Origin of the sequence: Streptomyces sp. NPDC056600, from assembly GCF_042792855.1 — a bacterium.
Classification (GTDB): domain Bacteria; phylum Actinomycetota; class Actinomycetes; order Streptomycetales; family Streptomycetaceae; genus Streptomyces.
Window position 1 is genome coordinate 1 of the sequence record NZ_JBHTVQ010000071.1, and the last position, 24,861, is coordinate 24,861.

A 24,861-nucleotide genomic window follows, 5' to 3' on the forward strand; every position below is an offset into this window, starting at 1 on the left:
GCCCGCACGCATCGAGCGTGCGGGCCGTCCGCGTATGTCCGTCCGTGTGTGTCCGACCGCGTTCGGCCGCCCGGGTCAGGCGGGGCGGACGATGCTGTGGATGGAGCCTTCGCCGTCGTAGTAGATCGACTCCTCGCGCACGTACGCGCCGGGCTTGGGGGCGTGGATCATCATGCCCCCGCCGATGTAGAGGCCCACGTGGGTGACGTCGTCGTAGAAGAAGACCAGGTCGCCGGGCCGGGCGTCGGAGACCGGGACGGTGGTTCCGGCGTTCACCTGGTCGTAGGTGGTGCGCGGCAGGTCCACGCCGGCGGACTTCCAGGCGGCCTGGGTGAGGCCGGAGCAGTCGTAGGAGTCCGGGCCGGTCGCGCCCCAGACGTACGGCAGACCGATCTTCGTCTCGGCGAAGGCGACCGCCTTCTGTCCCAGTGAGGTGGAGGCCTCCGTGGTCCCGCCGGAGCCGGTACCCGAGCCGCTGCCGCCGGCGGCCTCCTCGGTCTCCTGCTCGGCGAGCGCCTCCTGGCGGGCCTTCTCCTCGGCCGCCTGCTGCTTGGCCAGCTCCTCCGCCTTCCGGCGTGCCTCCTCCTCCTTCTTCCGCTCGATCTCGGCGAGCCGCGCCTTCTCCTCGGCGGTCAGCTCGGCCAGGAGTTCACGGGCGTCGGTGAGCTTCTTCTGGACGGTCGCCTTGCTGGCGCGCAGCTTCTTCTCGGAGGAGTTGAGCGTCTCCAGGCTCTCGGTGGCCTCCTGCCGCTTCTCGGCTGTGTCCGCCTGTCTCTCCACGTACTCCTCGACGGCGTCCTGCTGGCGACCGGTCAGGCGGTCCATCAGCTGGGCCTGGTCGAAGTAGTCCTGGGGCGCGTCGGAGAGGAGGAAGGTGGCGGTGTCGGGGAGGGCCGTGCCGGAGCGGTACTGGGCGGCGGCGTACGAACCGAGCTTCTCGCGGGCCTCGTTCAGTTCCTCGGTGCGCTCGGCGACCTCGTCGAGCAGCTTGTCGAGGTCCTTGCGCTGCTTCTCGCTCTGCTCCTTGGCCGAGTTGTACTTCTCGGTGGCGGCCTCGGCCTGGCGGTAGAGGCGGTCGACCTTCTCCTGCACCTCTTCGAGTCCGGGGCGGTCGGACGGCGCGGCCTGGGCGGTCTGGGCGAGCAGGGCCACGGAGGTGAGGGCGACGGTCGCCAGCGCGGGGGTGCGTATGCCCGCGAGCAGGCCCGCCGGGCGGGGCTTTCGGTGCGACGCCAAGGCGGCGACTCCTTCCGTCTCCCGCCTACCGGGTTAGCTGTCGGGTTCGGGCGTGACGTCCGGAAGGATTGCCCTACGGTCCGGCGGGGCGGCCGGACAGATTCACCCCAGGTGGTGCGTGCGGGTCCCCGGCTCCGGCGCGCGGCCGGACTCGGCGGGGGCCGCACGGACCGGCGAGGTTCGCCGGTCGGGATCGGACGGCCCGCGGGCACGTTAGCCAACCTGTGGGGTCCCTGTGAAGGACGGTGTTCGATATGCCCGATACGTTTTCGTGACCTTGGGGTGAGTGTGGCGTTGCGTGACGGGTGAGCGGCGTGCGGTCACCACCGACGCGCCGACGCGCCGACGTGCCGACGCGCCGGCCGGCGTCACTCGGTGATGTCGACGACCACCTTGTTGGTCTCCAGCCCCGCGGCCGTCACGACCTGGACCTCGACCCGGCCGGGTTCCACGTCGGCCGGCACCGGGACGGTCAGCACCGTGTCGGACGGGTTGCTGAAGCCGCCCGCGACCGGGACCAGCGGCACGTGGACGTTGACCGCTCCTATCCGGACGACCATCCGCGACAGCCGGTCCGCGCTCTGCGCTCCCGGCGGGACGAAGCCCGCGCCACGGATCTCGATGTCGTCGCCGGTGCGGATCGGACCGTCCAGGTCACCGGCCTCCCGTGCCCGCACCACGGAGAGGACGACCGCCCGCCCGCCCTCCGCGTACTTGCCCGCCAGGTACGTCGCCGCCGACACCAGCACCACCACGGCCAGCCCCCACGGCAGGTCGGGCAGCTGCTCGGGGCGCCGGGCCAGCCGGACCAGGCCGAAGACCAGCGCCACGGCGGAGATCGCCACGTACTGGATGTCGGCGAAGCTGCCCCGGCCGGAGTCGTCGGTCAGCAGGTCGGCGGCGCGGGGCCGGTGGGCGCGGACCTTCTGCAGCCGCTGACCCTGCACCCGCAGGCTCACCACCCGCCGGACCAGCACCGCGATGGCGCAGACCACGGCCAGCACCGTCACCACGCCCGCGCCCCGGGCCAGTTCCAGCCCCGCGATCAGTTCGTCGCGCCTGCGGTGTCCGGAGGCGGCGGCCAGCTGACCGGCCAGCGTGAGCACGGCGAAGGCGGTGAACAGCACCCACGCGGCGGCCACCGCCCGGGAGGTGGACAGACGGTTGTCCTCGCCGATCACGGGGGCGAGCACCCCGCCCTTGTCGCGGTGGAACCAGGAGGCCGCGGAAAGCGCGGCGCCCGTCAGCAGCGCGGCCAGGAGTCCGGCCGTGCGCGCCGGGGTCCAGCCGGCGCCGATGGCGGTGAGCGCCTGGACCAGCAGCAGCACCACCGCCGCGCCCCACACCGCGTACAGCGTGGTCCGCCACAGCCGGGCCAGCCACGCCTGCCCCTCGGACCGGCTCCGCCCGGCCACCTCGGCCGCGGACTGGGTGAGCTCGTCGGAGACCCACTGCCGGGAGGCGGAGGCCGAATGGGCGACCGCGGCCGGCAGCCCCTTCCCAGCGGCGAACTCGTCCCGTTGGTGGAGGAAGGCCGCCACGGCCTTCCGATGCCCCGCACGCGCCCCGTGCGGGCAGTCCCCGCACGTGCAGCCGCCCCCGTGGGCGTCCTTCGCCGCGTCGGCGCCCTGCCTCGCCTCCTGCACCGCCACGCCGTGTCCGCCTTCCCGCACCCGATCGTCCCTACGGCAACTCCGCTGCCGAGTAGGGGAATTGTGCCGTACCGCCCGCCCCGTCCGGTCCCCGGGGCCCACGTCGGCGCGGGCGTGCGGGGGAACCAGAGGCCACGCTTCTGGCCTCTTCCTGCACAACCGTCCCGGGGGGCCGTGGGTCTCGGGTAGAACACAAGATTTTCGACTTGTTCGGAGCCGCTGATGTATTCCCTGCTCGACGACCCCGGAGTCGTGCACCTGATGCGGCAGGTCGCCGTGGGGGCGCCCAGCGTGGAGATCCCGCGTCCGGTCGCGCATCCGGCGCCGCTGGTACCCCTGGTCCACATCGCCGAGTGCTACGGATTCCGGTACTCCCACGTGCGGGTCGGCAGCGGGATCGTGAACTGGCCGGTCGTCGTCGTGCTGCACCGCGACGACTCGCCCGGTGGCAGGCAGCGTGCCGCGGCGACCGTGGCGACTCTCCCGCCCGCCACCGGCGGCATGCTGCCGGGGCTGCTGCCCGGCCGGTTGCCTCGACGGCCGGACCCGGAGGCGCAGCTCGACCTGATCAAGGCCCATGTCACGTTCGACGTGCTGGCCCGGCTCCCCCTGCGCCGTGGGCAGGCTCTCGTATGGGCCATGACCTTGCCGATCCTGCTGCTGATGGTGGCGACCGGGGAGTACGCGGTGATGGGTTCCGTAGCGCTGCTGATGCTGTCGATGCCTTACGTCGGCATCGCGGGCAACCGCCTCCGCCGCCGACGCCTCGCCCGTCGGCTGAGGGCCGCAGGCTGCGTGCCGATCCTGGCGGAGGACGGACGGCCCGGCTTCTCGCGGAGCGTGCCCAGCGACTTCGGCGGGGAGACAGACTGACAGGTATGACGAGCATCACCGACTGGGCAGCGTTCTCCCTGGCCGAACCCGAACTCGCCGAGGTGGTCGAGAAGCGGTTCGGCGACTTCACCCACCACGTCCTCGCCACCCTCCGCAGGGACGGGTCGCCCCGCACCACCGGCATCGAGGTGCGGTTCCTGGACGGTGACCTCTGGCTCGGCATGATGCCGGGCTCGCTGAAGGCGCGGGACCTGCTGCGCGACCCGCGCTTCAACCTGCAGGCGAACCCCGGTCCAGGCATGGGGATGGGCGGCGGCGACGTGCGGATCGCCGGCCGTGCGGTCCCGGTCGAGGACGGCGAGGCACGCAGCCGTTACGTCGGCGAGGTCTCCCCGCCCGATCCGGACGCCTTCCACCTGTTCCGCGTCGACCTCACGGAGGTGGTGCGGGTGTCCGTGGAGAACGACGAGTACATGGTCGTGCAGACCTGGAAGCCCGGCGAGCCGCTCCGCAGCGTGCGCCGGACGTGACCACGATGCGTGCGAAGAACGCGTGCGCACGACGACGGGGCGCCGTCCGGCTGTCCGGACGGCGCCCCGTCGTCACACGGTGGCGGGAGAGGTCACTCCCACTCGATGGTGCCCGGCGGCTTGGACGTGACGTCCAGCACGACGCGGTTCACGTCACGCACCTCGTTGGTGATGCGGGTGGAGATCTTCTCCAGCACCTCGTACGGCAGCCGCGACCAGTCGGCCGTCATGGCGTCCTCGGAGGAGACCGGGCGCAGCACGATCGGGTGGCCGTAGGTGCGGCCGTCGCCCTGGACGCCGACGCTGCGGACGTCCGCGAGCAGGACCACCGGGCACTGCCAGATCAGGCTGTCCTGGCCGGCCGCGGTGAGCTCCTCGCGGGCGATGGCGTCGGCCTCGCGCAGCAGGTCCAGACGCTCCTTGGTGACCTCGCCGACGATGCGGATGCCGAGGCCGGGGCCCGGGAAGGGCTGGCGCTGGACGATCTCCTCCGGCAGGCCGAGCTCCTGGCCGACCATCCGGACCTCGTCCTTGAACAGCTGGCGCAGCGGCTCGATCAGCTTGAACTCGAGGTCCTCGGGCAGGCCGCCCACGTTGTGGTGGGACTTGATGTTGGCCGTGCCGGTGCCGCCGCCGGACTCGACGACGTCCGGGTACAGGGTGCCCTGGACCAGGAACTCCACGGGCTGGTCGCCCGGGGCCTCGGCGACGATCTCGGCCTGCGCCTGCTCGAAGACGCGGATGAACTCGCGTCCGATGATCTTGCGCTTCTCCTCGGGGTCGCTGACGCCCTTCAGCGCGTCGAGGAAGCGCTCCTCGGCGTCGACGACCTTGAGTTCCACGCCGGTGGCGGCGACGAAGTCCTTCTCGACCTGCTCGGTCTCGCCCTTGCGCATCAGGCCGTGGTCGACGTACACGCAGGTCAGCTGCTTGCCGATGGCCTTCTGGACCAGCGCCGCGGCGACCGCGGAGTCCACGCCGCCGGACAGGCCGCAGATGGCGCGCTTGTTGCCGACCATCTCGCGGATGGAGGCGACCTGCTCGTCGATGACGTTGCCGGTGGTCCAGTCCGGGCTGATGCCCGCTCCCCGGTACAGGAAGTGCTCGAGGATCTGCTGGCCGAACGTGGAGTGCATCACCTCGGGGTGGTACTGCACGCCGTACAGCTTCTTCTCGTCGTTCTCGAAGGCGGCGACCGGGACCACGTCGGTGGAGGCCGTCACCTCGAAGCCCTCGGGGGCGGCGGAGCAGGCGTCACCGTGCGACATCCACACGGGCTGCTCGTCCGGGGTGCCCTCGAAGAGGGTGGAACCCGAGCGGCTCACGTGGAGCTGGGTGCGGCCGTACTCACGGGCGCCGGTGTTGTCGACCTGGCCACCGAGGCTCTGCGCCATCAGCTGGAAGCCGTAGCACATGCCGAAGACGGGGACGCCGGCCTCGAACAGGGCGGGGTCCATGGACGGCGCGCCGGGCTCGTACACGGACGACGGGCCGCCGGACAGGATGATCGCCGCCGGATTCTTCGCGAGGATCTCGTCGACCGGCATGGTGCCCGGGACGATCTCGCTGTAGACCCGGGCCTCACGGACGCGGCGGGCGATGAGCTGGGCGTACTGCGCACCGAAGTCGACGACCAGGACGGTGTCGGGGGCGGCGGACGCAGCGGTGGGCGCTGATGACACGGGGGGCCTTCCGGCGTCAGGGTGTGGGTCTGTCCGCCCAATTCTACCGGTGTGCGGAGAACGCCTCGCCCGCCCGCGGCCGCCCCGCCCGTCCACGCGACCCGGGACCGGGCGGTGCCGGTTTCGGACAGGGGGCCGCGGGTGTCGGCGGGGGGTCCTAGACTCGGAGGGCGATGAGCAGCCTCTTTGACGAAAGCTACCTGGCGAGCCTCCAGGCACCTCCGGCCCACGACGAGGTGCCCCCGCCGCCGGACGACGAGCACGACGAGCACGCTCCGGAGCCGATCCCGGACGACCTGTTCGCAGGCCGCTTCGACGTGCCCCCGGCGAGGGACGCGCACTACCGTGACGGCGCCCACCGCCCGGTGCTCAGTGGCGCCGCCCTGGTGGAGGGGCTGAACGAGAACCAGCGGGACGCCGTGACGCACGCCGGTTCCCCGCTGCTCATCGTGGCCGGAGCCGGCTCGGGCAAGACCCGGGTGCTCACCCACCGCATCGCCTACCTGCTGGCCGAGCGCGGCGTGCACCCCGGGCAGATCCTGGCGATCACCTTCACCAACAAGGCCGCCGGCGAGATGAAGGAGCGCGTCGAGCAGCTGGTGGGCCCGCGCGCCGCCGCGATGTGGGTGATGACGTTCCACAGCGCCTGCGTGCGCATCCTGCGCCGGGAGAGCAAGCGCCTCGGCTTCACCTCGTCGTTCTCGATCTACGACGCCGCCGACAGCAAGCGGCTGATGGCCCTGGTCTGCCGTGACCTGGACCTGGACCCGAAGCGGTTCCCGCCGAAGTCGTTCAGCGCCAAGATCTCGAACCTGAAGAACGAGCTGATCGACGAGGAGGACTTCGCCGCTCAGGCCGCCGACGGCTTCGAGAAGACGCTCGCCCAGGCCTACGCGATGTACCAGTCCCGCCTCCGCGAGGCGAACGCGCTGGACTTCGACGACCTGATCATGACGACGGTCAACCTGTTCCGCGCGTTCCCGGACGTGGCCGAGCACTACCGGCGCCGCTTCCGGCACGTCCTGGTCGACGAGTACCAGGACACCAACCACGCCCAGTACGCGCTGGTGCGGGAGCTGGTCGGCGGCGCCTCGGAGACGCTCGACGAGGACGTGCCGCCCGGTCCGGAGGACCTGCCCCCGGCGGAGCTGTGCGTGGTGGGTGACGCGGACCAGTCGATCTACGCGTTCCGCGGCGCGACCATCCGGAACATCCTCGACTTCGAGGAGGACTACCCGGACGCCACGACGATCCTGCTGGAGCAGAACTACCGCTCCACGCAGACCATCCTCAGCGCCGCCAACGCGGTGATCGAGCGCAACGAGTCCCGCCGTCCCAAGAACCTGTGGACCAACGCCGGCTCGGGCGCCCGGATCACCGGCTTCGTCGCCGACAACGAGCACGACGAGGCGCAGTTCGTCGCCGAGGAGATAGACCGCCTCACCGACGCGGGCGACGCGAAGCCCGGCGACGTCGCGGTCTTCTACCGGACCAACGCCCAGTCGCGTGTCTTCGAGGAGATCTTCATCCGCGTCGGCCTGCCGTACAAGGTCGTCGGCGGCGTGCGCTTCTACGAGCGCAAGGAGGTCCGGGACGTCCTCTCGTACCTGCGGGTGCTCGCCAACCCGGAGGACGCGGTGCCGCTGCGCCGCATCCTCAACGTGCCCAAGCGCGGCATCGGCGACCGTGCCGAGGCGATGATCGAGGCGCTCGCGCGGCGGGAGCGGATCAGCTTCCCGCAGGCGCTGCTGCGCGTCGACGAGGCGTACGGCATGGCGGCCCGGTCGACCAACGCGGTCAGGCGCTTCAACACGCTGATGGAGGAGCTGCGCACCGTCGTGGAGTCCGGCGCCGGTCCGGCCACGGTCCTGGAGGCCGTGCTGGAGCGGACCGGCTACCTCGCCGAGCTGCAGGCGTCCACCGACCCGCAGGACGAGACGCGGATCGAGAACCTCCAGGAGCTCGCCGCGGTGGCCCTGGAGTTCGAGCAGGAGAACGCACAGGCGGAGGGCGCCGAGGAAGGCGCGACCGCCTCGCTCGCGGACTTCCTGGAACGGGTCGCGCTGGTCGCCGACTCCGACCAGATCCCGGACGAGGAGGACGGCAACGGCGTCATCACGCTGATGACGCTGCACACCGCCAAGGGCCTGGAGTTCCCGGTGGTCTTCCTGACCGGCATGGAGGACGGCGTCTTCCCCCACATGCGGGCGCTGGGCCAGGTCAAGGAGCTCGAGGAGGAGCGCCGGCTGGCCTACGTCGGCATCACCAGGGCCCGTGAGCGGCTGTACCTGACCCGGGCGGCGCTGCGCAGTGCCTGGGGGCAGCCGTCGTACAACCCGCCGTCGCGGTTCCTGGAGGAGATCCCGGAGACCCACCTCGACTGGCGGCGCAAGGGCGGTTCGGCGGGAGGCGGCGGCTTCGCGTCCGGTCCCGCGGCGGGCGTGGCGGCTTCGCTGTCGTCCTCGCGGTCGCGGTCCTCGGCGGCCGGCGGCTCCGGCTTCGCCACGCGCCGGGCGGGGGACAAGCCGGTGGTCGCGCTGTCCGTCGGTGACCGGGTCACCCACGACCAGTTCGGTCTCGGCACGGTGGTCGGGGTCGCGGGCGAGGGCGACCGGGCGGAGGCCACGATCGACTTCGGCGACGGGAGCGCGAAGCGGCTGCTGCTGCGGTACGCGCCGGTGGAGAAGCTGTAGGTCGCGCGGCGGGCGTCGTGCGGCGGGTGTCGCGCGGCGGTCGTTGTGCGGCGGGTGCCGTGCAGCGGGTGCCGTGCAGCGGGTGTCCTGGCGGGTGGGTCCTGTCGGCGGGAGCCCGCCGTGCCATCGCGTGGGCGCGCGACTCGTGCGGGAGGGTTCCGGCCGGTGGCCGGGGCCGTCAGGTCGGGTCGATGCCGTGGCTGCGCAGCCAGGCGAGGGGGTCGATCGCCCCGCCGCCGCCCGGGCGGACCTCGAAGTGCAGGTGCGGGCCCGTGGAGTTGCCGGAGTTGCCCGAGTAGGCGATGGTGTCGCCCGCCTTCACGACCATGCCGTCGGACAGCTTGTACGTGGAGAGGTGGCAGTACCAGGTCTCCGTGCCGTCCTTGGCCGTCACGATCATCATGTTGCCGTACGCGCTGTTGTACTGGGTGCGGACGACGCCGTCCGTCGCCGCCATCACCGGCGTGCCGTAGGAGACGGGGAAGTCGATGCCGGTGTGGGTCGACATCCAGTTCACGCCCGCCGAGCCGTAGTAGGCGCTGAGACCGCGCTGGGCGACCGGGCTGACGAACTTCGGGCGCAGCCGCTCCTTCTTGGCCGCCGCCTCCGCCGCCTTCTTCATCTCGGCCTCGCGCTGGGCCTCGAGGTCGATGCGCTCCTGCTCGCGGCTGGCGCGGTCGCCGAAGTCGGCGGCGGCGACCGTCACCTCGCTGAACTGCGCGGAGATCTCGTCGTTGGCGGCCGAGGGCTTCACCGGCTGGGCGTCCGAGGCCGCCTGGGTGGTCGTCTCCTCGACCGTGCCGCCCACCGAGGCGGCGGCGACGCCGGCCACACCCATCACGCAGACGGAGGGCACCGCCACGGTCAGCAGGGCGGAACGGCGGGCGGGGGTGCGGCGACGGCCGTTGCGGCCGGAGGAACCACGGGCACCGGAGCGGGAGGAGTGAGCGAGCGCCTCCTCCTGGTCGTCCAGAAGCCGCGGCCGGTCGTCGGGCTCGTCGTCGTGGCCTCTCGGCCCTTCGTACTCGTCGTCGTCCGTGTCGTCCGCACGGCCGTCGGCGGATTCCCGTGCGGAGCGGGCGTCCTCGCCGTGGGAGTGCTGGTCGTCGCTGTCCGTGCCGTCGGCGGAGTTCCAGGCGGTGGCGTCGTAGGCGCCGGTGTCCTGGCCCTCGCCGCTCCAGTCCCAACCGCCGGAGCCCTCGGGACCGGCGGAGGCCTGCTGGGGGATCTCGGCGGAGTACTGCTCGCCGGTGGCCCAGGCGGTGGCGTCGAAGGACCCGGTCTCCTGACCGGCGTAGTGCTGCTCCGCGTAGTACTGGGCGGCATACGCGTCGTCGTACTGGGAGCCGTTGTCCCACCGGCCGCCGTCGTACGTGGGGGTGGAGGCGTAACCGTCGCCGGCGTACTGGGCGGTCATCGACGGGTCGGTCCAGCCGGTCGCGTCGTAGGAACCGCTCGGGTAGGAACCCGCGTCGTAGGTGGCGTTCGCGGCCGCGTAGGAACCGGTGTCGTAACCGGCGCCCTGAGGGGTACCGATGTCGTAGGAACCGGTGCCGTAGTCCTGGGAGACCTGACCGTCGTACTGGGTGAAGTCCGCGTAGAAGGCCTCGGACGTGCCGTACGCCGGGTAGGGCGCCGACGCCGAGTCGGAGGCCGGGGCCGGGGTCGTCATGCTCCCCGACGGGTGACGCTCGTCCACCAACTTCTCTTTCGCCTCGACGACAGGGGCTGCCAGAGCAGTGCGGCGACTGTACCCGGCGGTATGCGGACTGGACAATCTTCGGCGGCCAACCTGTGGGCACCAAAGGGACAGGAGTGCCTGTTTCGGGGCCCCTCGGGCGTGTCCGGGTCACCGTGTTCGGCAAATGTTCGAGGAATCCGGCCCTCTTTCGGGGTGAAGAGGCCGTTCGCCTATGCCACTGTCACGGCCGCGAGCTCCCGCCGTGTCCCCCGAACGCCGGTACGTGGCTTGTCGTCCCGGCGTGTCGCTGTGTGATTTCGCCCTCCCTCTTCACCGGGGGACGGACGGTTGGGGGATGCTGTAGATAACGTGCGTTCACTTCCCCGGCCGGTGCGGCGGGCTTGAGTCGGTTGATGGAGGCGTTGATGGGTGTGGCAGTCGGTCCGATCCGTGTGGTGGTAGCCAAGCCGGGACTGGACGGTCACGATCGCGGGGCCAAGGTCATCGCGCGGGCCCTGCGCGACGCGGGTATGGAGGTCATCTACACCGGCCTCCACCAGACCCCCGAGCAGATCGTGGACACGGCGATCCAGGAGGACGCCGACGCGATCGGCCTCTCCATCCTCTCCGGCGCGCACAACACGCTGTTCGCCAAGGTGATCGACCTGCTCAAGGAGCGGGACGCGGCGGACATCCTGGTGTTCGGCGGCGGGATCATCCCCGAGGCGGACATCGCGCCGCTGAAGGAGAAGGGCGTGGCGGAGATCTTCACGCCGGGTGCGCCGACGCAGGCGGTCGTCGACTGGGTGCGGGCGAACGTGCGGGCGGGCGCGGACGTCTGACGTCCCGTTTCCCTGTCGTGCCGTTCCCCTGACGGTCCGTTCTCTGGTGTTCCGTTGCCCTGGCGTCGGGTTTTCCTGACGTCGCGTTGCTTCGTCCCGCCGCCGCTTGGGCTTTCCGGGCGCGGTTGCGGGCGCGGTTGCGGGTGCGCGCGGGCGGGACCGGGAACGGCGCAGGAGTGGCCGGTGGGTGTCCACCGGCCGCGTCCCTCTGTCTCTGTCTTCTGCCCCCGACCTGCTCCGGCCGACCCCGAAAGCCAGGGCCTGGCCTGGGCGGGACCTGCCCTGGGCCGTGACCCGGACCTGGACCCGCACCCGGACCGGCGGCCCCGGGAGCGGAGACTTGCCGCCGGGGGGGGGCGACCTGGCCGTGCCCCGGGCTCAAGCCCGGACCCGGAGACGCGCGGCCCCGGCGCGGACCCGCGGAGGTCCGGGCTCGGCCCCGGTGACGCACCGGTGGCCGGGAGCGGGGCCCTCCCGCCACGTCGTGACCGTGGCGTTCGCCGCGCGGGAGCGGATCAGACGGTGCCCAGTTCCTTCGCCATGGTGGCGCGGAGGCGGAGAGTGCTCTCGAGGCGCTGGAACGCCTCGGACCAGTAACCGCCCGCTCCGGGGGCCGTGTTCTCCGCCTCGTCGGGCGTGGCCGTGAGGGGAGCGAGGCGGGCCGCCTCGGACGGGTCCAGGCAGCGTTCGGCCAGTCCCATCACCCCGCTGAAGCTCCACGGGTAGCTGCCGGCGTCCCGGGCGATGTCCAGGGCGTCCACGACGGCCCGTCCCAGCGGAGTCGACCACGGCACCGCGCAGACCCCGAGCAGCTGGAACGCCTCCGACAGCCCGTGGGCGGATATGAAGGCGGCGACCCAGTCGGCGCGCTCCCCCGCGCCCAGCGTGGTGAGCAACTTGGCCCGCTGGGCCGGACCCACCGCGCCGGGACCGGCGGCCTCCGGCGCGGACGGCGACCCGAGCAGCGCCCGGGCCCACGCCGCGTCGCCCTGCCGGACCGCCGCCCGGCACCAGGCGGCGTGCAGTTCGCCCTCCCAGCCGTCGGCGACCTCCAGCGCCACTATCTCCTCGGGCGTGTGTCCCCCCAGTCGCTCGGACCAGGTCGCCAGCGGCGCGGCCTCGACCAGCTGGCCCAGCCACCAGGACCGTTCGCCCCGGCCGTTCGGGGCCTTGGCGACCACGCCGTCCCGTTCCATCTCCGCGTCGCAGGCGTGCGGAGCCTCCACCGCCACGCACGGTTCCTCGCCCGAGCGGTCGAGGACCACGCAGCTCGCCGCCCGGGTGGCCATGCGCAGGGAGAGGGCAGAGCCGGGAAGCGCCGACAACAGCTCGGCGGCGGTGGCCCGGACGTTCCGGCTGCGGTCCGCCAACGCGCGCTCCAGGAACGGTTCGTCCTCCGCGCTCAGCCCGGACCGCAGCGAGTCGAGGAACATCAGCCGGTCCTCGGCGCGCTCCGTCGGCCAGGTGGACTCCAGCAGGGTGAGGGCGGCGGCCGGGTCCTGACCGCGCAGTGCGGTCAGCAGCGCGACCCGTTCGGCGAACAGGCCCTCCTCCCACAACTGGCGCGCCCGCTCCGGATCGGCCGCGGGCGCGGACTCGCGGCGCCCCGTGGCGGCCCGCAGGGCGAAGCGCCACTCGGGGTTGAGTCCGGCAAGCCAGAGCGCCCGGGGTCCGGCGAAGGAGATGACGGCGGGTCGGAGGTCGGTGCGGCCGCGCGCGGCCTCCAGCAGGGCGGGCAGCGCCTCGGGAGGTGCGGCGTATCCGCGCTCGTCGGCCAGCGAAAGCCACTGCGGGAGCAGCTCGACCAGGTCGGGGGTGGTGCCGCGACGGCCGCCGCCACCGGTGCCGGGCCGGGCGGTCAGCAACATGGACAGCCGGCGCGCCGCCGCGGGCGGAAGCGGTGGCCGGGGATCGGCGGGCGCCGGGCGGGGGAGGGGTGCGGCCTGTGCGGGGAGGAGCCCGGCCCGGCGGCGCAGTGTCTGCTGCGCCGCCTCGTCCAGCAGGGCGACCGGGGCCTCGCGTCCGTGCGACGGCACGGACGGCGGACGGCGCTCGGTGCCGAGCAGGGCGGTGGTGACCAGGTCCTCCCACTCGGAAGCGGTGGCAGTCATCGGATACACGTCCCTTCGCCGAGGTGACGGTGACAGTGGTGGTGGTCCTGGCGGCGGTGGTGGCGGTGCCGGCCCCCGCCGGCGGGACGGGCAGGGCCGACAGGGCGGGTGGGGCAGGCGGGGCAGGCGGTCATCGCACCGTCACCGGATCACCGGGAGCCGACGGCCAGGCGGTGAGCGGGGTGAAGCCACGGTGGCCGTACTCGCCGAAGACGCGCAGCGGCGCGCCGCCGGAGAGGGAGACCAGCCGCCAGAAGCCGGTGCCCGAGGCGGTGACCGGCAGCGCCCGGCCGGTGGGGTCGGCCAGCTGCCACCCCCCGCCGTGCGGCACCGGGACGACCGCCTCCAGCGTCACCGGAACCGTCTCCAGCCACGGGTCGTCGCGCAGCGCGTCACCGTAGAGGGCGGCGGCCTCCGCGGCGGAGAGCCCCGCGGGCCGCATCGCACTCGGAGCGGGGGAGGCGAACTGCTTGACCAACGCCACCCGCGGCTGCCCCGCGCCCGGGTACGCCGACAGCTCCGCGTCCAGGGCGAGCCCGGTCGGCAGCGCCAGTTCCGGCGCGCGGCCCGCCGCGCCGTAGGAGAGGAGAAGAGCGGTGCGGCCGGTCTCCTCGCCGTGCACCCATATACGGCGGGTGGTGAGCCGGGCGTCCGCGATGTCGTACTGGGCCAGCACCAGCCAACGGTCCCGTACGGCCGGGCCGTCGGCGGAGGCGGGCAGGCCGACCCGGGCGCCGACCGTGGCGGCGAGCTCCGCGGGCAGCCGCTCGCGGTGCAGCCAGCCCTGCACGAGGGTGTGGAGCAGCGCGCACTCCTCCAGGAGGCGTACCGGCCACCCCGGGCCGGAGCCGGGTATCGCCCCCAGCTCCCGCACCCGCGCGGCCAGCCCCGGCGCCTGGGCGTCGACCATGCGGGCCGCCGTCTCCTCCCACAGCGCGTATCCGGCCTGTTCGGCGCCGGCCAGGCCGGACCGCAGCAGGTCGGCGAGGCGTCGCTCCAGCTCACCCGCGCCCGCGTCGATCCGGGCCGCACGGCGTTCGGCACGCTTGCGCGCCGCCTCCGCGTCGGCCACGGCGCCGCCCGCGGCCGCGGTCTCCTTGCGCTCCGCCCGCTGCCGACGGCCGTCCAGCCACTGCCGCACCCAGTCGGGCGGCTCCTGTCCGCCGGGTACGGCGGTCTTGTCGCCCAACCACAGGAGCAGCAGCCCCAGCGCGTGCTTGCAGGGGAACTTACGGCTCGGGCAACTGCACTTGAAGGCGGGGGCCGACGGGTCCCCCATGTCCACGATCGTCCGGTAGGGCGTGCTGCCGCTTCCCTTGCACAGCCCCCACACCGCCCCCTCGTCGTCACTGCCCGCACCGGACCACGGCCCGGACGCGGCGAGTTTGCTTCCGGCTTTGCGTGACGCCGCGTCAGGCGCCAGCGCCAGCACTTGTTCCGCGCTCCAGCGCACCCCCTGCTGAGTCATGACACCGACGGTACGACCCGGCACTGACAACGCCTCCACGGACGGCCCAACGCTGTCTGTCTCCGCAGGTCATGACCGGTTGTCAGTGCCGTGGTGCAAGGTGGTCAGCAGATCCGAACCGGCCGAGCTGGAGGGGGCCTCAGCCATGTCTGTGTCCATCGAACCGACGTCCGTCACCACGCGGTCCGACGACCCCGCGCCCGCGAAGGGCGCAAACACCGAGCAGGCTCTGCGGCCGCACGCGGAGGATGCCTTCGCCCAGGAACTCCAGGCGCTGGCGGCCGCCGACGACCGGCCCCGCCCGGCCCGCTGGAAGCTCTCCCCGTGGGCGGTCGCCACCTATCTGCTCGGCGGCACGCTGGCCGACGGCACGGTCATCTCGCCGAAGTACGTCGGCCCGCGCCGCATTGTCGAGGTGGCGGTCACCACGCTCGCCACCGACCGCGCCCTGCTGCTGCTCGGCGTCCCCGGCACGGCCAAGACCTGGGTCTCGGAGCACCTCGCGGCCGCCGTCAGCGGCGACTCCACCCTGCTCGTCCAGGGCACGGCCGGCACGCCCGAGGAGGCCGTCCGCTACGGCTGGAACTACGCCCAGCTGCTGGCGCACGGCCCCAGCCGCGACGCGCTGGTGCCCAGCCCGGTGATGCGGGCCATGAACGACGGCATGATCGCCCGCGTCGAGGAGCTCACCCGCATCCCCGCGGACGTGCAGGACACCCTGATCACCATCCTGTCGGAGAAGACGCTGCCGATACCGGAGCTGGGCGACGAGGTGCAGGCGGTGCGCGGCTTCAACCTGATCGCCACCGCCAACGACCGCGACCGCGGGGTCAACGACCTGTCCAGCGCGCTGCGCCGCCGCTTCAACACCGTCGTGCTCCCGCTGCCGGACAGCCCGGAGGCGGAGGTGGAGATCGTCTCCCGCCGGGTCGACCAGCTCGGCCGTTCCCTCGACCTGCCGCAGGCGCCGGACGGCATCGACGAGATCCGCCGCGTCGTCACGGTCTTCCGCGAGCTGCGCGACGGCCTGACCACCGACGGACGCACCAAGCTGAAGACCCCCAGCGGCACGCTGTCCACCGCGGAGGCGATCTCGGTGGTCACCAACGGCCTGGCGCTGGCGGCCCACTTCGGCGACGGCGTGCTGCGGCCCGCCGATGTGGCGGCCGGCATCCTCGGCGCGGTGGTGCGCGATCCGGCCGCCGACCGGGTGATCTGGCAGGAGTACCTGGAGACCGTGGTGCGCGAGCGGGACGGCTGGAAGGACTTCTACCGCGCCTGCCGGGAGGTGTCGGCATGAGCAGCGGAGCCGGCACGCGGCCGCTGCTGCTGGGGGTGCGGCACCACGGGCCGGGGTCGGCCCGCGCGGTGCTCGCCGCGCTGGAAGCGACCCGTCCTCGGGCGGTGCTCATCGAGGGCCCGCCCGAGGCCGACGCGCTCGTCGCCCTGGCCGGCGACGCGGAGATGCGGCCTCCCGTGGCCCTCCTCGCCCACGCGGTGGACGAGCCCGGGCGCTCCGCGTTCTGGCCGCTGGCCGAGTTCTCCCCGGAGTGGGCTGCCCTGCGCTGGGCCGTCGGCCACGACGTGCCCGTGCGGTTCGTCGACCTGCCCGCGGCCCATGTCCTGGCCCTGCAGGGGGAGGACGAGGCGTCCGTTCCCACGGCGCCGGAGCGCGACACCGACCCGGTGAAGGCCGCCGACCGCGCGCGCGACGGTGAAGCCGAAGGGGACCGGTCCGGGCAGGACGGCGCCTCCCCGCCGGACGTGTCCGGGCAGGACGGCGACGCAGCGGCCGCCGAGGGCGTCGACGGAGCCGACGACCCCCTTCCCGGGAGCAGGGCGGACGGGGCGGAGGACCCCGTCGACGGCGTGCGGGTGGATCCGCTGGCCGTGCTGGCGGAGGCCGCCGGGTACGACGACCCGGAGCGCTGGTGGGAGGACGTGGTCGAGCACCGGGGCGCGGGTGAGGACCCGCTGGCGCCGTTCCTCGCCGTGGAGGAGGCGATGGGAGCCCTCCGCGAGACCTACGGGACGGGCGGCCACGACCGCGACCCGGTCCGCGAGGCGTACATGCGCCTGCAGCTGCGTGCCGCGCGCAAGGAGTTCGGCGACGAGGTCGCCGTTGTCTGCGGCGCCTGGCACGTCCCCGCCCTGAGACAGAGGTCCACCGTCACCGCCGACCGCGCCCTGCTGAAGGGTCTGCCCAAGGTGAGGACGGAGATGACCTGGGTGCCCTGGACGCACCGCCGGCTCTCCCGCTTCAGCGGCTACGGCGCCGGGATCGACTCCCCGGGCTGGTACGGGCACCTGTTCTCCGCGCCCGACCGCCCGGTGGAGCGGTGGATGACCAAGGTCGCCGGCCTGCTGCGCGACGAGGACCTGAGCGTCTCCTCCGCCCATGTCATCGAGGCGGTCCGGCTCGCCGAGACCCTCGCCGTGATGCGCGGACGCCCGCTGGCCGGCCTGGGCGAGACGATCGACGCGATCCGCGCGGTGATGTGCGAGGGCTCCGACGTGCCGCTGGAGCTGGTCCGCGACCGGCTGATCGTCGGCGACACGCTCGGCGAGGTGCCGTCCACCGCGCCCGCGGTGCCCCTGCGCCGTGATCTCGAGCGGCAGCAGCGCGCGCTGCGCCTCAAGCCCGAGGCGCTGGAGCGGGAGCTGGAGCTGGACCTGCGCAAGGAGAACGACGCCGCCCGCAGCCGCCTGCTGCACCGGCTCCGTCTCCTGTCGGTGCGGTGGGGTGAGCCCGTCGCCTCACGCGGCGGGACCGGCACCTTCCGGGAGACCTGGCGGCTGTGCTGGGAACCGGAGCTCGCCGTCCGGGTGGCCGAGGCCGGAGTGTGGGGCACCACCGTGCTCTCCGCGGCCACCGCCAAGGCGGAGTCCGCGGCCGTGGACGCCACCGCGCTGGCCGAGGTCACGGCCCTCGCCGAGCACTGCCTGCTCGCGGACCTTCCGGACGCGCTGCCCACCGTCATGAAGGCCCTCGCCGACCGGGCCGCGCTGGACACCGACGTGGCCCACCTGGCGGCCGCCCTGCCCGCGCTGGTCCGCACCCTGCGCTACGGCGACGTGCGCGGCACCGACACCGAGGCGCTCGCCGGGGTCGCCGCCGGGCTCGCCGAGCGGATATTCGTCGGCCTGCCTCCCGCCTGCTCCGCCCTCGACACGGACGCGGCGGAGGAGATGCGCCGCCACGTGGACGCGGTGCACGCGGCGGTCGGGCTGCTCGGAGGCGTTCCCGCCGTCGGCCCGGAAGGGCTGCGCACCCGCTGGCACGGCGTGCTGCGCAAGCTCGCCGGCCGGGAGAGCGCCCCCGGCGTGCTGCGCGGCCGCTCGGTGCGGCTGCTGCTCGACGAGGGCGCGCTCGACACCGACGAGGCCGCCCGGCGCATGGGCCTGGTCCTGTCGCCCGGCACCGGGCCGGCCGACGCCGCGTCCTGGATCGAGGGCTTCGTCGGCGGGGGCTCCGGAGGACTCCTGCTGGTGCACGACGAGCGGCTGCTCGCCCTGGTCGACGCCTGGCTCACCGGGGTACCGGCGGACGCCTTCACCGACGTGCTGCCGCTGCTGCGCCGTACCTTCTCCGCCTACGAGCCGGGGGTGCGCCGCAGCCTGGGCGAGCTGGTCCGCCGCGGACCGGCGGCCGGTCGCGGCACACCGGGATCCGCCTCCGCTCCGGCCGCCCCGGGCTTCGGTGACGGGCTCGACACGGCCCGGGCCGACGCCGTCCTGCCGGTCGTCCGGCTCCTGCTGGGCCTGGACCCGGGCCCGGACCCGGCACCCGACCCTCACCCCGACCACCTCGTGGAGGCAGCGGCATGACCACATCCCCGACGGCTTCCACCCCGACGGCTTCCACTCCGACGACTTCCGTCCCGGCCGCGCCCGCAGCGGCTCCGGAAGGCCTGGTGGCGGGAGGCATGACGGAGGACGCGGCGGCGGAGCGGCTGCGGCGCTGGCGGCTGGTCCTCGGTGGTGACCGGGCCGACGGGACCGGTCACACGCTCGGTGGCCGGGACGCCGCGATGGACGCGGCACTCGCCGCGCTGTACGGCAGCGGCAAGGAGGCACGGGCCGGGGGCCGGCCGCGCGGCGGTGAGCGGGCGGCGGGTCTCGGCGGATCGGCGCCCTCGGTGGCCCGGTGGCTGGGCGACATCCGCACCTACTTCCCTTCCTCCGTGGTGCAGGTGATGCAGAAGGACGCCATCGACCGGCTGGGCCTGTCCGCGCTGCTGCTGGAGCCGGAGATGCTGGAGGCGGTGCAGCCGGACGTCCATCTGGTCGGGACCCTGCTCTCGCTCAACCGGGCGATGCCGGAGACCACCAAGGAGACCGCCCGGGCGGTGGTGCGCAAGGTGGTCGAGGACCTGGAGAAGCGGCTCGCCAACCGCACCCGGGCGACGCTGACCGGCGCGCTCGACCGCAGCGCCAAGGTCAGCCGGCCGCGGCACCACGACATCGACTGGAACCGCACGATCGCGGCCAACCTGAAGAACTACCTCCCCGAGTACGGCACCGTGGTGCCGGAGCGGCTGATCGGCTACGGGCGGGCGTCGCAGTCGGTGAAGAAGGAGGTCGTGCTCTGCATCGACCAGTCCGGCTCGATGGCCGCGTCGGTGGTGTACGCGTCGGTGTTCGGGGCGGTGCTGGCGTCGATGCGCTCCATCGCCACGCGGCTGGTCGTCTTCGACACCTCGGTCGTCGACCTGACCGACCAGCTCGACGACCCGGTGGACGTCCTCTTCGGTACCCAGCTGGGCGGCGGCACGGACATCAACCGGGCGCTCGCCTACTGCCAGTCGCAGATCACGCGCCCCGCCGAGACGGTGGTGGTGCTGATCAGCGACCTGTACGAGGGCGGCATCCGGGACGAGATGCTCAAGCGGGTGGCGGCGATGAAGGCGGCCGGGGTGCAGTTCGTGACGCTGCTGGCGCTCTCCGACGAGGGGGCGCCCGCCTACGACCGCGAGCACGCGGCGGCGCTGGCCGCGCTCGGGGCGCCGGCGTTCGCCTGCACGCCGGACCTGTTCCCGGAGGTGATGGCGGCGGCGCTGGAGAAGCGGCCGTTGCCGATACCCGACGCCGCCTGAGAGGGTTGGCCGCCGGGGAGTGGCCCGGCCGCGGGTCGGTGACGGTGCCCGGGGGGAGGGGCCCGTCCGGAGCCCGTGACCCGGTGCGGTGCGGGGCGGGCGCTTGCGCCGCGGCTGGTGCTGGGCGGGGCCGAGCCGTGCTCGGGGCGGTCCGAGTCGGGGGACACCGCGTGCCGGCAGCGGGCCGGACGGCTCCGTGCAGGGCTGCGCCGTGAGGGGTCACCCTCTCGGGTGCGGCTTCGGGCGGTGGGTTGACTGCTCGGGTAGGCCGGTGCGGGGCTCCGGCGGGGCGCGCTCGGCGGGAGGGCTGCCCCGTTGCGGGGGGCGTCCCGTGCGTCCCCGGCGTCCGGGCGGGGCGGTGAGGGTGGCCCGGGCGCCGGGGCGCCCGGGGGCTGGACCTCCCTCCGGTGCGTGTCCCCGGTCTCCTGCGGGAGGGCGAGCGGGTCCGGCCCGGACGCTGCGTGGGGCCAGGGGCGCACGGCGCAGCTCCCTGGCCGCCTGGGGGACACGGCTCCCGAGGCACGGCTCCGCTGTCGGCATGGTTCCGTCGAGTGGATTCCGCTGCGCCGGTTCCGCCCCCACCTCCACGGCCGGGCAGCTGAAGCGCTGAGGCATCGGTCCCCGAGGCGACTGACCGCCGCCGTGGCCGAGCGGCGGAAGAGCCCGGGCGCCCGAGGGCTCACGCGCTTTGCCCAGGCGTGGGCAGCGGAACGTCGAGTGTCCCGAGCCGCAGGCTGCGGCAGAGGGCCCCGGGTCACCCGCCCGCCGTCCACCTGGTGAGGGGGACTTCCTCACCCGAACAGGACTGACGCGGTGAGGTCGGCCGAGGGGGGCCGAAGGGGCCAAAACCGGTGATCACCTGCGACAACATGTGACCGTTATCACCGCTCATGTGTGATGCCCGAATTAGAGCCCTCGCGGGTGGCGGGGATACCCTGCCGGACGGACATGCCGCGCGCTCGGACACCGTGTGCGCCCCCCTTGTGACAACAGCGGACGTCACGTTGCCCTTCGCGGCACGCCCACGCATCCAACGAACCGCGAGATCACTGATAGGGACGGAAGCGCGTGGACCTGTTCGAGTACCAGGCGAGGGACCTCTTCGCCAAGCACGATGTACCGGTGCTTGCCGGTGAAGTCATCGACACGCCTGAGGCGGCGCGCGAGATCACCGAGCGGCTCGGCGGCAAGTCTGTCGTCAAGGCGCAGGTGAAGGTCGGTGGCCGCGGCAAGGCCGGCGGCGTCAAGGTGGCCGGCTCGCCCGACGAGGCCGTCGCCCGCGCCAACGACATTCTCGGCATGGACATCAAGGGCCACACGGTCCACAAGGTCATGCTGGCGGAGCTGGCGCCGGAGATCGCGGAGGAGTACTACGTCTCCTTCCTCCTCGACCGAGCCAACCGCACCTTCCTCTCCATCGCCTCCGTCGAGGGCGGCATGGACATCGAGGAGGTGGCGGCCAACCGCCCCGAGGCCGTCGCCAAGACCCCGATCGACGCGATCGACGGTGTCACCCCGGAGAAGGCCCGCGAGATCGTCGAGGCCGCCAAGTTCCCGGCCGAGGTCGCCGACAAGGTCGCCGCCGTCCTGGTGAAGCTGTGGGACGTCTTCATCAAGGAGGACGCCCTCCTGGTCGAGGTGAACCCGCTGGCCAAGGTCGCCTCCGGTGACATCCTCGCCCTCGACGGCAAGGTCTCCCTGGACGACAACGCCGAGTTCCGTCACCCGGACTTCGAGGAGCTCCACGACAAGGCCGCGGCGAACCCGCTCGAGGCCGCTGCCAAGGAGAAGGGCCTCAACTACGTCAAGCTCGACGGCGAGGTCGGCATCATCGGCAACGGCGCCGGCCTGGTCATGTCGACCCTGGACGTCGTCGCGTACGCCGGTGAGGCCCACGGCGGCGTGAAGCCCGCCAACTTCCTCGACATCGGTGGCGGCGCGTCCGCCCAGGTGATGGCGAACGGCCTGGAGATCATCCTCGGCGACCCGGACGTCCGCTCCGTGTTCGTCAACGTCTTCGGTGGCATCACCGCCTGTGACGAGGTCGCCAACGGCATCGTCCAGGCCCTGCAGCTCCTCGAGGAGCGCGGCGAGAAGGTCGAGAAGCCGCTTGTCGTCCGCCTCGACGGCAACAACGCCGAGCTGGGTCGCAAGATCCTCAGCGACGCCAACCACCCGCTGGTCCAGCGCGTCGACACCATGGACGGTGCGGCCGCCAAGGCCGCCGAGCTCGCCGCCGCCAAGTAAGCACCGAGGACGAGGACATCCACACACCATGTCTATCTGGCTCAACAAGGACAGCAAGGTCATCGTCCAGGGCATGACCGGTGCCACGGGCATGAAGCACACCAAGCTCATGCTCGGCGACGGCACCAACGTCGTGGGCGGCGTCAACCCGCGCAAGGCGGGTCAGACGGTCGACTTCGACGGCACCGAGGTACCGGTCTTCGGCTCCGTCAAGGACGCCATCGACAAGACCGGCGCCGACGTCACCGTCATCTTCGTCCCGGAGAAGTTCACCAAGGACGCGGTCATCGAGGCGATCGACGCCGAGATCCCGCTGGCCGTGGTGATCACCGAGGGCATCGCCGTGCACGACAGCGCCGCGTTCTGGGCGTACGCCGGCAAGAAGGGCAACAAGACCCGGATCATCGGTCCGAACTGCCCCGGCATCATCACGCCGGGCGGCTCGAACGTCGGCATCATCCCGGGTGACATCACCAAGCCGGGCCGCATCGGCCTGGTCTCGAAGTCCGGCACGCTGACGTACCAGATGATGTACGAGCTGCGTGACATCGGCTTCACCACCGCCGTCGGCATCGGTGGCGACCCGATCATCGGCACCACGCACATCGACGCCCTGGCCGCGTTCCAGGACGACCCCGACACCGACCTGATCGTGATGATCGGTGAGATCGGTGGCGACGCCGAGGAGCGTGCCGCGGCGTACATCGCCGAGAACGTGACCAAGCCGGTCGTCGGCTACGTCGCGGGCTTCACGGCGCCGGAGGGCAAGACCATGGGTCACGCCGGTGCCATCGTGTCCGGCTCGTCCGGCACCGCGCAGGCGAAGAAGGAGGCCCTCGAGGCCGCGGGCGTGAAGGTCGGCAAGACGCCGACCGAGACCGCGAAGCTGGCCCGCGAGATCCTCGCCGGCTGACGCCGCCTCTCCTCTCCGACGGGCCCGCGCCCGGGGTATACCCCTGGGCGCGGGCCCGCCGCCGTTTCCCGCCCGCCGCCGTTTCCCGCCCGCCGCCGTTTCCCGCCCGCCGCCGTTTCCCGCCGCGGCACGGACCGCCCCGGCGGGGCCGCAGGCCGGTCACCGGCGCAGGCGGTCCCAACGGGTCAGGAGGGCCGACAGGAGGGCGGGGACCAGGGTCCAGGCGGCGGTGGCCAGGCCGGTCCGCCACCAGACGGGGCCGAACACGCCGAGCGTCCCGTGGCCCAGCGGGCCCCCGGCCAGGCCCGCGAGGACCGCCAGCGCCGCGCCGCACAGCAGGCAGCCGAGGACCGCCAGGACGGCGGTGCGCAGCCACGGCCAGGGCGTCCGAGCCGCGGCGGCCCGCCGGGCGACGCGCACGCCGATCGCCACCCCCGCCAGCAGCGGCAGCACGGCCGGCAGCCAGGTCACCACGTCACCCACCCCGTTCACGGCACCGATCCCGCCCACGGCGCCCGCCCCGTCCACAGCACCCACCCCCTGCACGGCGGCACCCACCCCGTCCACGGCGGCCCCTCCGGCCGGGCCCGCGCCCTCCCGCGGGGGCGTCCCGGTCGGTACCGCGGCGAGCCACGGGAAGACCGGCAGGCGCGGCACCGTTCCTCCGGCTCCGGCTCTGAGGGGCGCGACCACGGCTGGCCCGAGCAGGAAGCCGGCACCCATCGCGTACGCGGCCGCCCACACCGCCGCGTTCGGCAGCAGTGCCAGGCAGAGCAGCAGCAGGGTCACGCCGCTCACCCAGCCTCCGGCGAGCCGGCCGAAGGCCGCCCCCGCGTCCCCGGCGTGCAGCACGAGCGCGATCACCGACAGCAGCGCTCCGCCGCACACCAGCGCCGCCGCGCCCTCCCCGGCCGCCCGGAACGCGGCGCCCAGCCGGCGGCCCGGGTCGGCGCGGCCGAGGAGGAGGTCGGGGAGACGTCCGGCGGTCCGGTCCACCGCGCGCCGCAGGTGGTCGGACCCGGTCCACATGCCGGAGAGGGACACTCCGGCGGCCAGCGCGGGCAGCCAGAGGGTGGTCCATCCCCAGCCAGGCCGGTACCCGCCGCCCATGGCGTACAGCGCGGCGAGCAGGCCCACCGCCACGTATCCCGCCGTCACGCCGGCCCAGGCGACGCCCGGAGCCGGAGGAGCGTCGTCGTCGGTCCGGTCGCCGTCCTCGACGACGGACCGTCCCGCCCGGTGCAGCAGCCACACCGGGAGCGCGGTGAGCAGCAGGGGGCCGACGCCCATCGGCGCGGGCACGCCGGAGAGGGTGTCGGTGCGGATCAGGTCGACGCCGTGGGCCGACAGCCAGAGCGCCGCCGTCGTGTGCAGCGCGTTGCCCGGGCCGCTGCCGGGATAGGGCGAGGTCATCCAGAGGAACAGGACCGGCACGGCGAGGACGACCAGGCCGGTGCCGGCCGCGGTGAGGCCGGCCACCAGCGTCGACAAGGGAGGCAGCGACTCCGGACGGACGCGGGAGCGCCACCCCGCGCGGTCCGTGCCCTCGCCGGACTCCCGGTCCGCCGCCGTGCCCCTGCCCGCCGCACCGGCGACCGCCGCGCCCAGTGCCGCGCGGCCCAGGAGCAGCCGCAGCCGGAGGCGGAGGACCAGCCGGAGCAGCAGCCCGACCAGGAACCGCCGGGGTGCGGACGGCGTCGCGCGCGGCGGAGCGGCCGATCGTACGGGCTGCGCCTCGCCGAACTGGGCCCCGTCGAACTGGGCTCCGCCGGGTGTCCCCATGGGCGGCGCATCGCCGGGCTGCGCCGAAGCGCGGTCCGGAGCAGGCCCCGGAGCGGGACCCTGAGCGGGACCCGCAAGGGAAGCGGCGGAGGAC

General features: G+C 73.4%; 16 protein-coding genes and 1 riboswitch. Of the genes, 9 read left to right on the forward strand and 7 right to left on the reverse strand.

All coding sequences use genetic code 11. The annotated features are described in order from the left end of the window. Window positions 1-75: 75 nt before the first annotated feature. Window positions 76-1,236 carry an NlpC/P60 family protein gene (locus ACFRAV_RS27020; protein ID WP_382559025.1) on the reverse strand — a complete coding sequence of 387 codons (1,161 nt, stop codon included), beginning with the start codon at window positions 1,234-1,236 and terminating at the stop codon, window positions 76-78. A gap of 6 nt (window positions 1,237-1,242) precedes the next feature. After that, window positions 1,243-1,403, reverse strand: a riboswitch (cyclic di-AMP (ydaO/yuaA leader). Between the two features lie 201 nt (window positions 1,404-1,604). Further along, window positions 1,605-2,888, reverse strand: coding sequence for a hypothetical protein (locus tag ACFRAV_RS27025; RefSeq protein WP_382559027.1), 1,284 nt, complete (start codon window positions 2,886-2,888; stop codon window positions 1,605-1,607). A gap of 222 nt (window positions 2,889-3,110) precedes the next feature. Between ACFRAV_RS27025 and ACFRAV_RS27030 the strand changes: the two genes are divergently transcribed. Next, complete coding sequence (locus ACFRAV_RS27030) at window positions 3,111-3,761, forward strand: hypothetical protein (protein ID WP_382559029.1); 651 nt, start codon at window positions 3,111-3,113, stop codon at window positions 3,759-3,761. A gap of 5 nt (window positions 3,762-3,766) precedes the next feature. After that, a complete protein-coding gene (locus ACFRAV_RS27035) occupies window positions 3,767-4,252 on the forward strand; it encodes a pyridoxamine 5'-phosphate oxidase family protein (RefSeq protein ID WP_382559031.1) in 486 nt (161 codons plus the stop codon). Between the two features lie 92 nt (window positions 4,253-4,344). Here ACFRAV_RS27035 and guaA read toward each other — a convergent pair whose 3' ends face one another. After that, a complete protein-coding gene (guaA, locus tag ACFRAV_RS27040; RefSeq protein WP_382559034.1) occupies window positions 4,345-5,934 on the reverse strand; it encodes a glutamine-hydrolyzing GMP synthase in 1,590 nt (529 codons plus the stop codon). Window positions 5,935-6,107: 173 nt separating this feature from the next. Here guaA and pcrA point away from each other — a divergent pair, with 173 nt between their 5' ends. Then, the gene (gene pcrA, locus ACFRAV_RS27045; RefSeq protein ID WP_382559036.1) at window positions 6,108-8,627 is read left to right on the forward strand and encodes a DNA helicase PcrA; all 2,520 of its coding nucleotides are present in this window, start codon (window positions 6,108-6,110) and stop codon (window positions 8,625-8,627) included. A 178-nt stretch (window positions 8,628-8,805) separates the two neighbouring features. Here the strand turns inward: pcrA and ACFRAV_RS27050 are convergent, their stop codons facing one another. Next, complete coding sequence (locus ACFRAV_RS27050; protein WP_382559038.1) at window positions 8,806-10,299, reverse strand: peptidoglycan DD-metalloendopeptidase family protein; 1,494 nt, start codon at window positions 10,297-10,299, stop codon at window positions 8,806-8,808. Between the two features lie 434 nt (window positions 10,300-10,733). Between ACFRAV_RS27050 and ACFRAV_RS27055 the strand changes: the two genes are divergently transcribed. After that, a complete protein-coding gene (locus ACFRAV_RS27055; RefSeq protein ID WP_351110547.1) occupies window positions 10,734-11,150 on the forward strand; it encodes a cobalamin B12-binding domain-containing protein in 417 nt (138 codons plus the stop codon). Window positions 11,151-11,665: 515 nt separating this feature from the next. On the opposite strand, the gene ACFRAV_RS27060 is transcribed toward ACFRAV_RS27055, so the two are convergent. Together ACFRAV_RS27060 and ACFRAV_RS27065 are read right to left on the reverse strand one after the other, a co-directional pair. Further along, window positions 11,666-13,261, reverse strand: a complete 1,596-nt coding sequence (locus ACFRAV_RS27060) for a DUF5691 domain-containing protein (protein ID WP_382559040.1) — start codon at window positions 13,259-13,261, stop codon at window positions 11,666-11,668. 130 nt (window positions 13,262-13,391) lie between these two features. Then, complete coding sequence (locus ACFRAV_RS27065; RefSeq protein WP_382559042.1) at window positions 13,392-14,729, reverse strand: SWIM zinc finger family protein; 1,338 nt, start codon at window positions 14,727-14,729, stop codon at window positions 13,392-13,394. Between the two features lie 145 nt (window positions 14,730-14,874). On the opposite strand from ACFRAV_RS27065, the gene ACFRAV_RS27070 reads away from it, so the two are divergent. From ACFRAV_RS27070 to sucD, 5 genes are all read left to right on the forward strand, one after another. Beyond that, window positions 14,875-16,029, forward strand: coding sequence for an AAA family ATPase (locus ACFRAV_RS27070; RefSeq protein WP_382559044.1), 1,155 nt, complete (start codon window positions 14,875-14,877; stop codon window positions 16,027-16,029). After that, the gene (locus ACFRAV_RS27075; RefSeq protein ID WP_382559046.1) at window positions 16,026-18,557 is read left to right on the forward strand and encodes a DUF5682 family protein; all 2,532 of its coding nucleotides are present in this window, start codon (window positions 16,026-16,028) and stop codon (window positions 18,555-18,557) included. Before ACFRAV_RS27070 ends, ACFRAV_RS27075 begins: the two co-directional genes overlap by 4 nt. Window positions 18,558-18,655: 98 nt before the next feature. Beyond that, a complete protein-coding gene (locus ACFRAV_RS27080; RefSeq protein WP_382559048.1) occupies window positions 18,656-19,825 on the forward strand; it encodes a VWA domain-containing protein in 1,170 nt (389 codons plus the stop codon). A 1,068-nt stretch (window positions 19,826-20,893) separates the two neighbouring features. Continuing rightward, on the forward strand, window positions 20,894-22,072 hold the full coding sequence (gene sucC, locus ACFRAV_RS27085; RefSeq protein WP_351110537.1) for an ADP-forming succinate--CoA ligase subunit beta: 1,179 nt from the start codon (window positions 20,894-20,896) through the stop codon (window positions 22,070-22,072). Window positions 22,073-22,100: 28 nt separating this feature from the next. Then, window positions 22,101-22,985, forward strand: a complete 885-nt coding sequence (gene sucD, locus ACFRAV_RS27090; RefSeq protein WP_351110535.1) for a succinate--CoA ligase subunit alpha — start codon at window positions 22,101-22,103, stop codon at window positions 22,983-22,985. A gap of 159 nt (window positions 22,986-23,144) precedes the next feature. Here the strand turns inward: sucD and ACFRAV_RS27095 are convergent, their stop codons facing one another. Beyond that, window positions 23,145-24,767, reverse strand: a complete 1,623-nt coding sequence (locus ACFRAV_RS27095) for a DUF6350 family protein (RefSeq protein ID WP_382559051.1) — start codon at window positions 24,765-24,767, stop codon at window positions 23,145-23,147. Window positions 24,768-24,861 lie beyond the last annotated feature (94 nt).

Excerpts from the sequence above, each read along its gene's own strand:
- ACFRAV_RS27065 (WP_382559042.1), bottom strand. The coding sequence starts at position 14,729 with ATGACTCAGCAGGGGGTGCGCTGGAGCGCGGAACAAGTGCTGGCGCTG.
- ACFRAV_RS27075 (WP_382559046.1), top strand. The coding sequence starts at position 16,026 with ATGAGCAGCGGAGCCGGCACGCGGCCGCTGCTGCTGGGGGTGCGGCAC.
- ACFRAV_RS27070 (WP_382559044.1), top strand. The coding sequence starts at position 14,875 with ATGTCTGTGTCCATCGAACCGACGTCCGTCACCACGCGGTCCGACGAC.
- ACFRAV_RS27060 (WP_382559040.1), bottom strand. The coding sequence starts at position 13,261 with ATGACTGCCACCGCTTCCGAGTGGGAGGACCTGGTCACCACCGCCCTG.
- ACFRAV_RS27050 (WP_382559038.1), bottom strand. The coding sequence starts at position 10,299 with ATGACGACCCCGGCCCCGGCCTCCGACTCGGCGTCGGCGCCCTACCCG.
- pcrA (WP_382559036.1), top strand. The coding sequence starts at position 6,108 with ATGAGCAGCCTCTTTGACGAAAGCTACCTGGCGAGCCTCCAGGCACCT.
- ACFRAV_RS27035 (WP_382559031.1), top strand. The coding sequence starts at position 3,767 with ATGACGAGCATCACCGACTGGGCAGCGTTCTCCCTGGCCGAACCCGAA.
- ACFRAV_RS27055 (WP_351110547.1), top strand. The coding sequence starts at position 10,734 with ATGGGTGTGGCAGTCGGTCCGATCCGTGTGGTGGTAGCCAAGCCGGGA.
- ACFRAV_RS27030 (WP_382559029.1), top strand. The coding sequence starts at position 3,111 with ATGTATTCCCTGCTCGACGACCCCGGAGTCGTGCACCTGATGCGGCAG.
- ACFRAV_RS27080 (WP_382559048.1), top strand. The coding sequence starts at position 18,656 with ATGACGGAGGACGCGGCGGCGGAGCGGCTGCGGCGCTGGCGGCTGGTC.
- sucD (WP_351110535.1), top strand. The coding sequence starts at position 22,101 with ATGTCTATCTGGCTCAACAAGGACAGCAAGGTCATCGTCCAGGGCATG.
- ACFRAV_RS27095 (WP_382559051.1), bottom strand. The coding sequence starts at position 24,767 with ATGGGGACACCCGGCGGAGCCCAGTTCGACGGGGCCCAGTTCGGCGAG.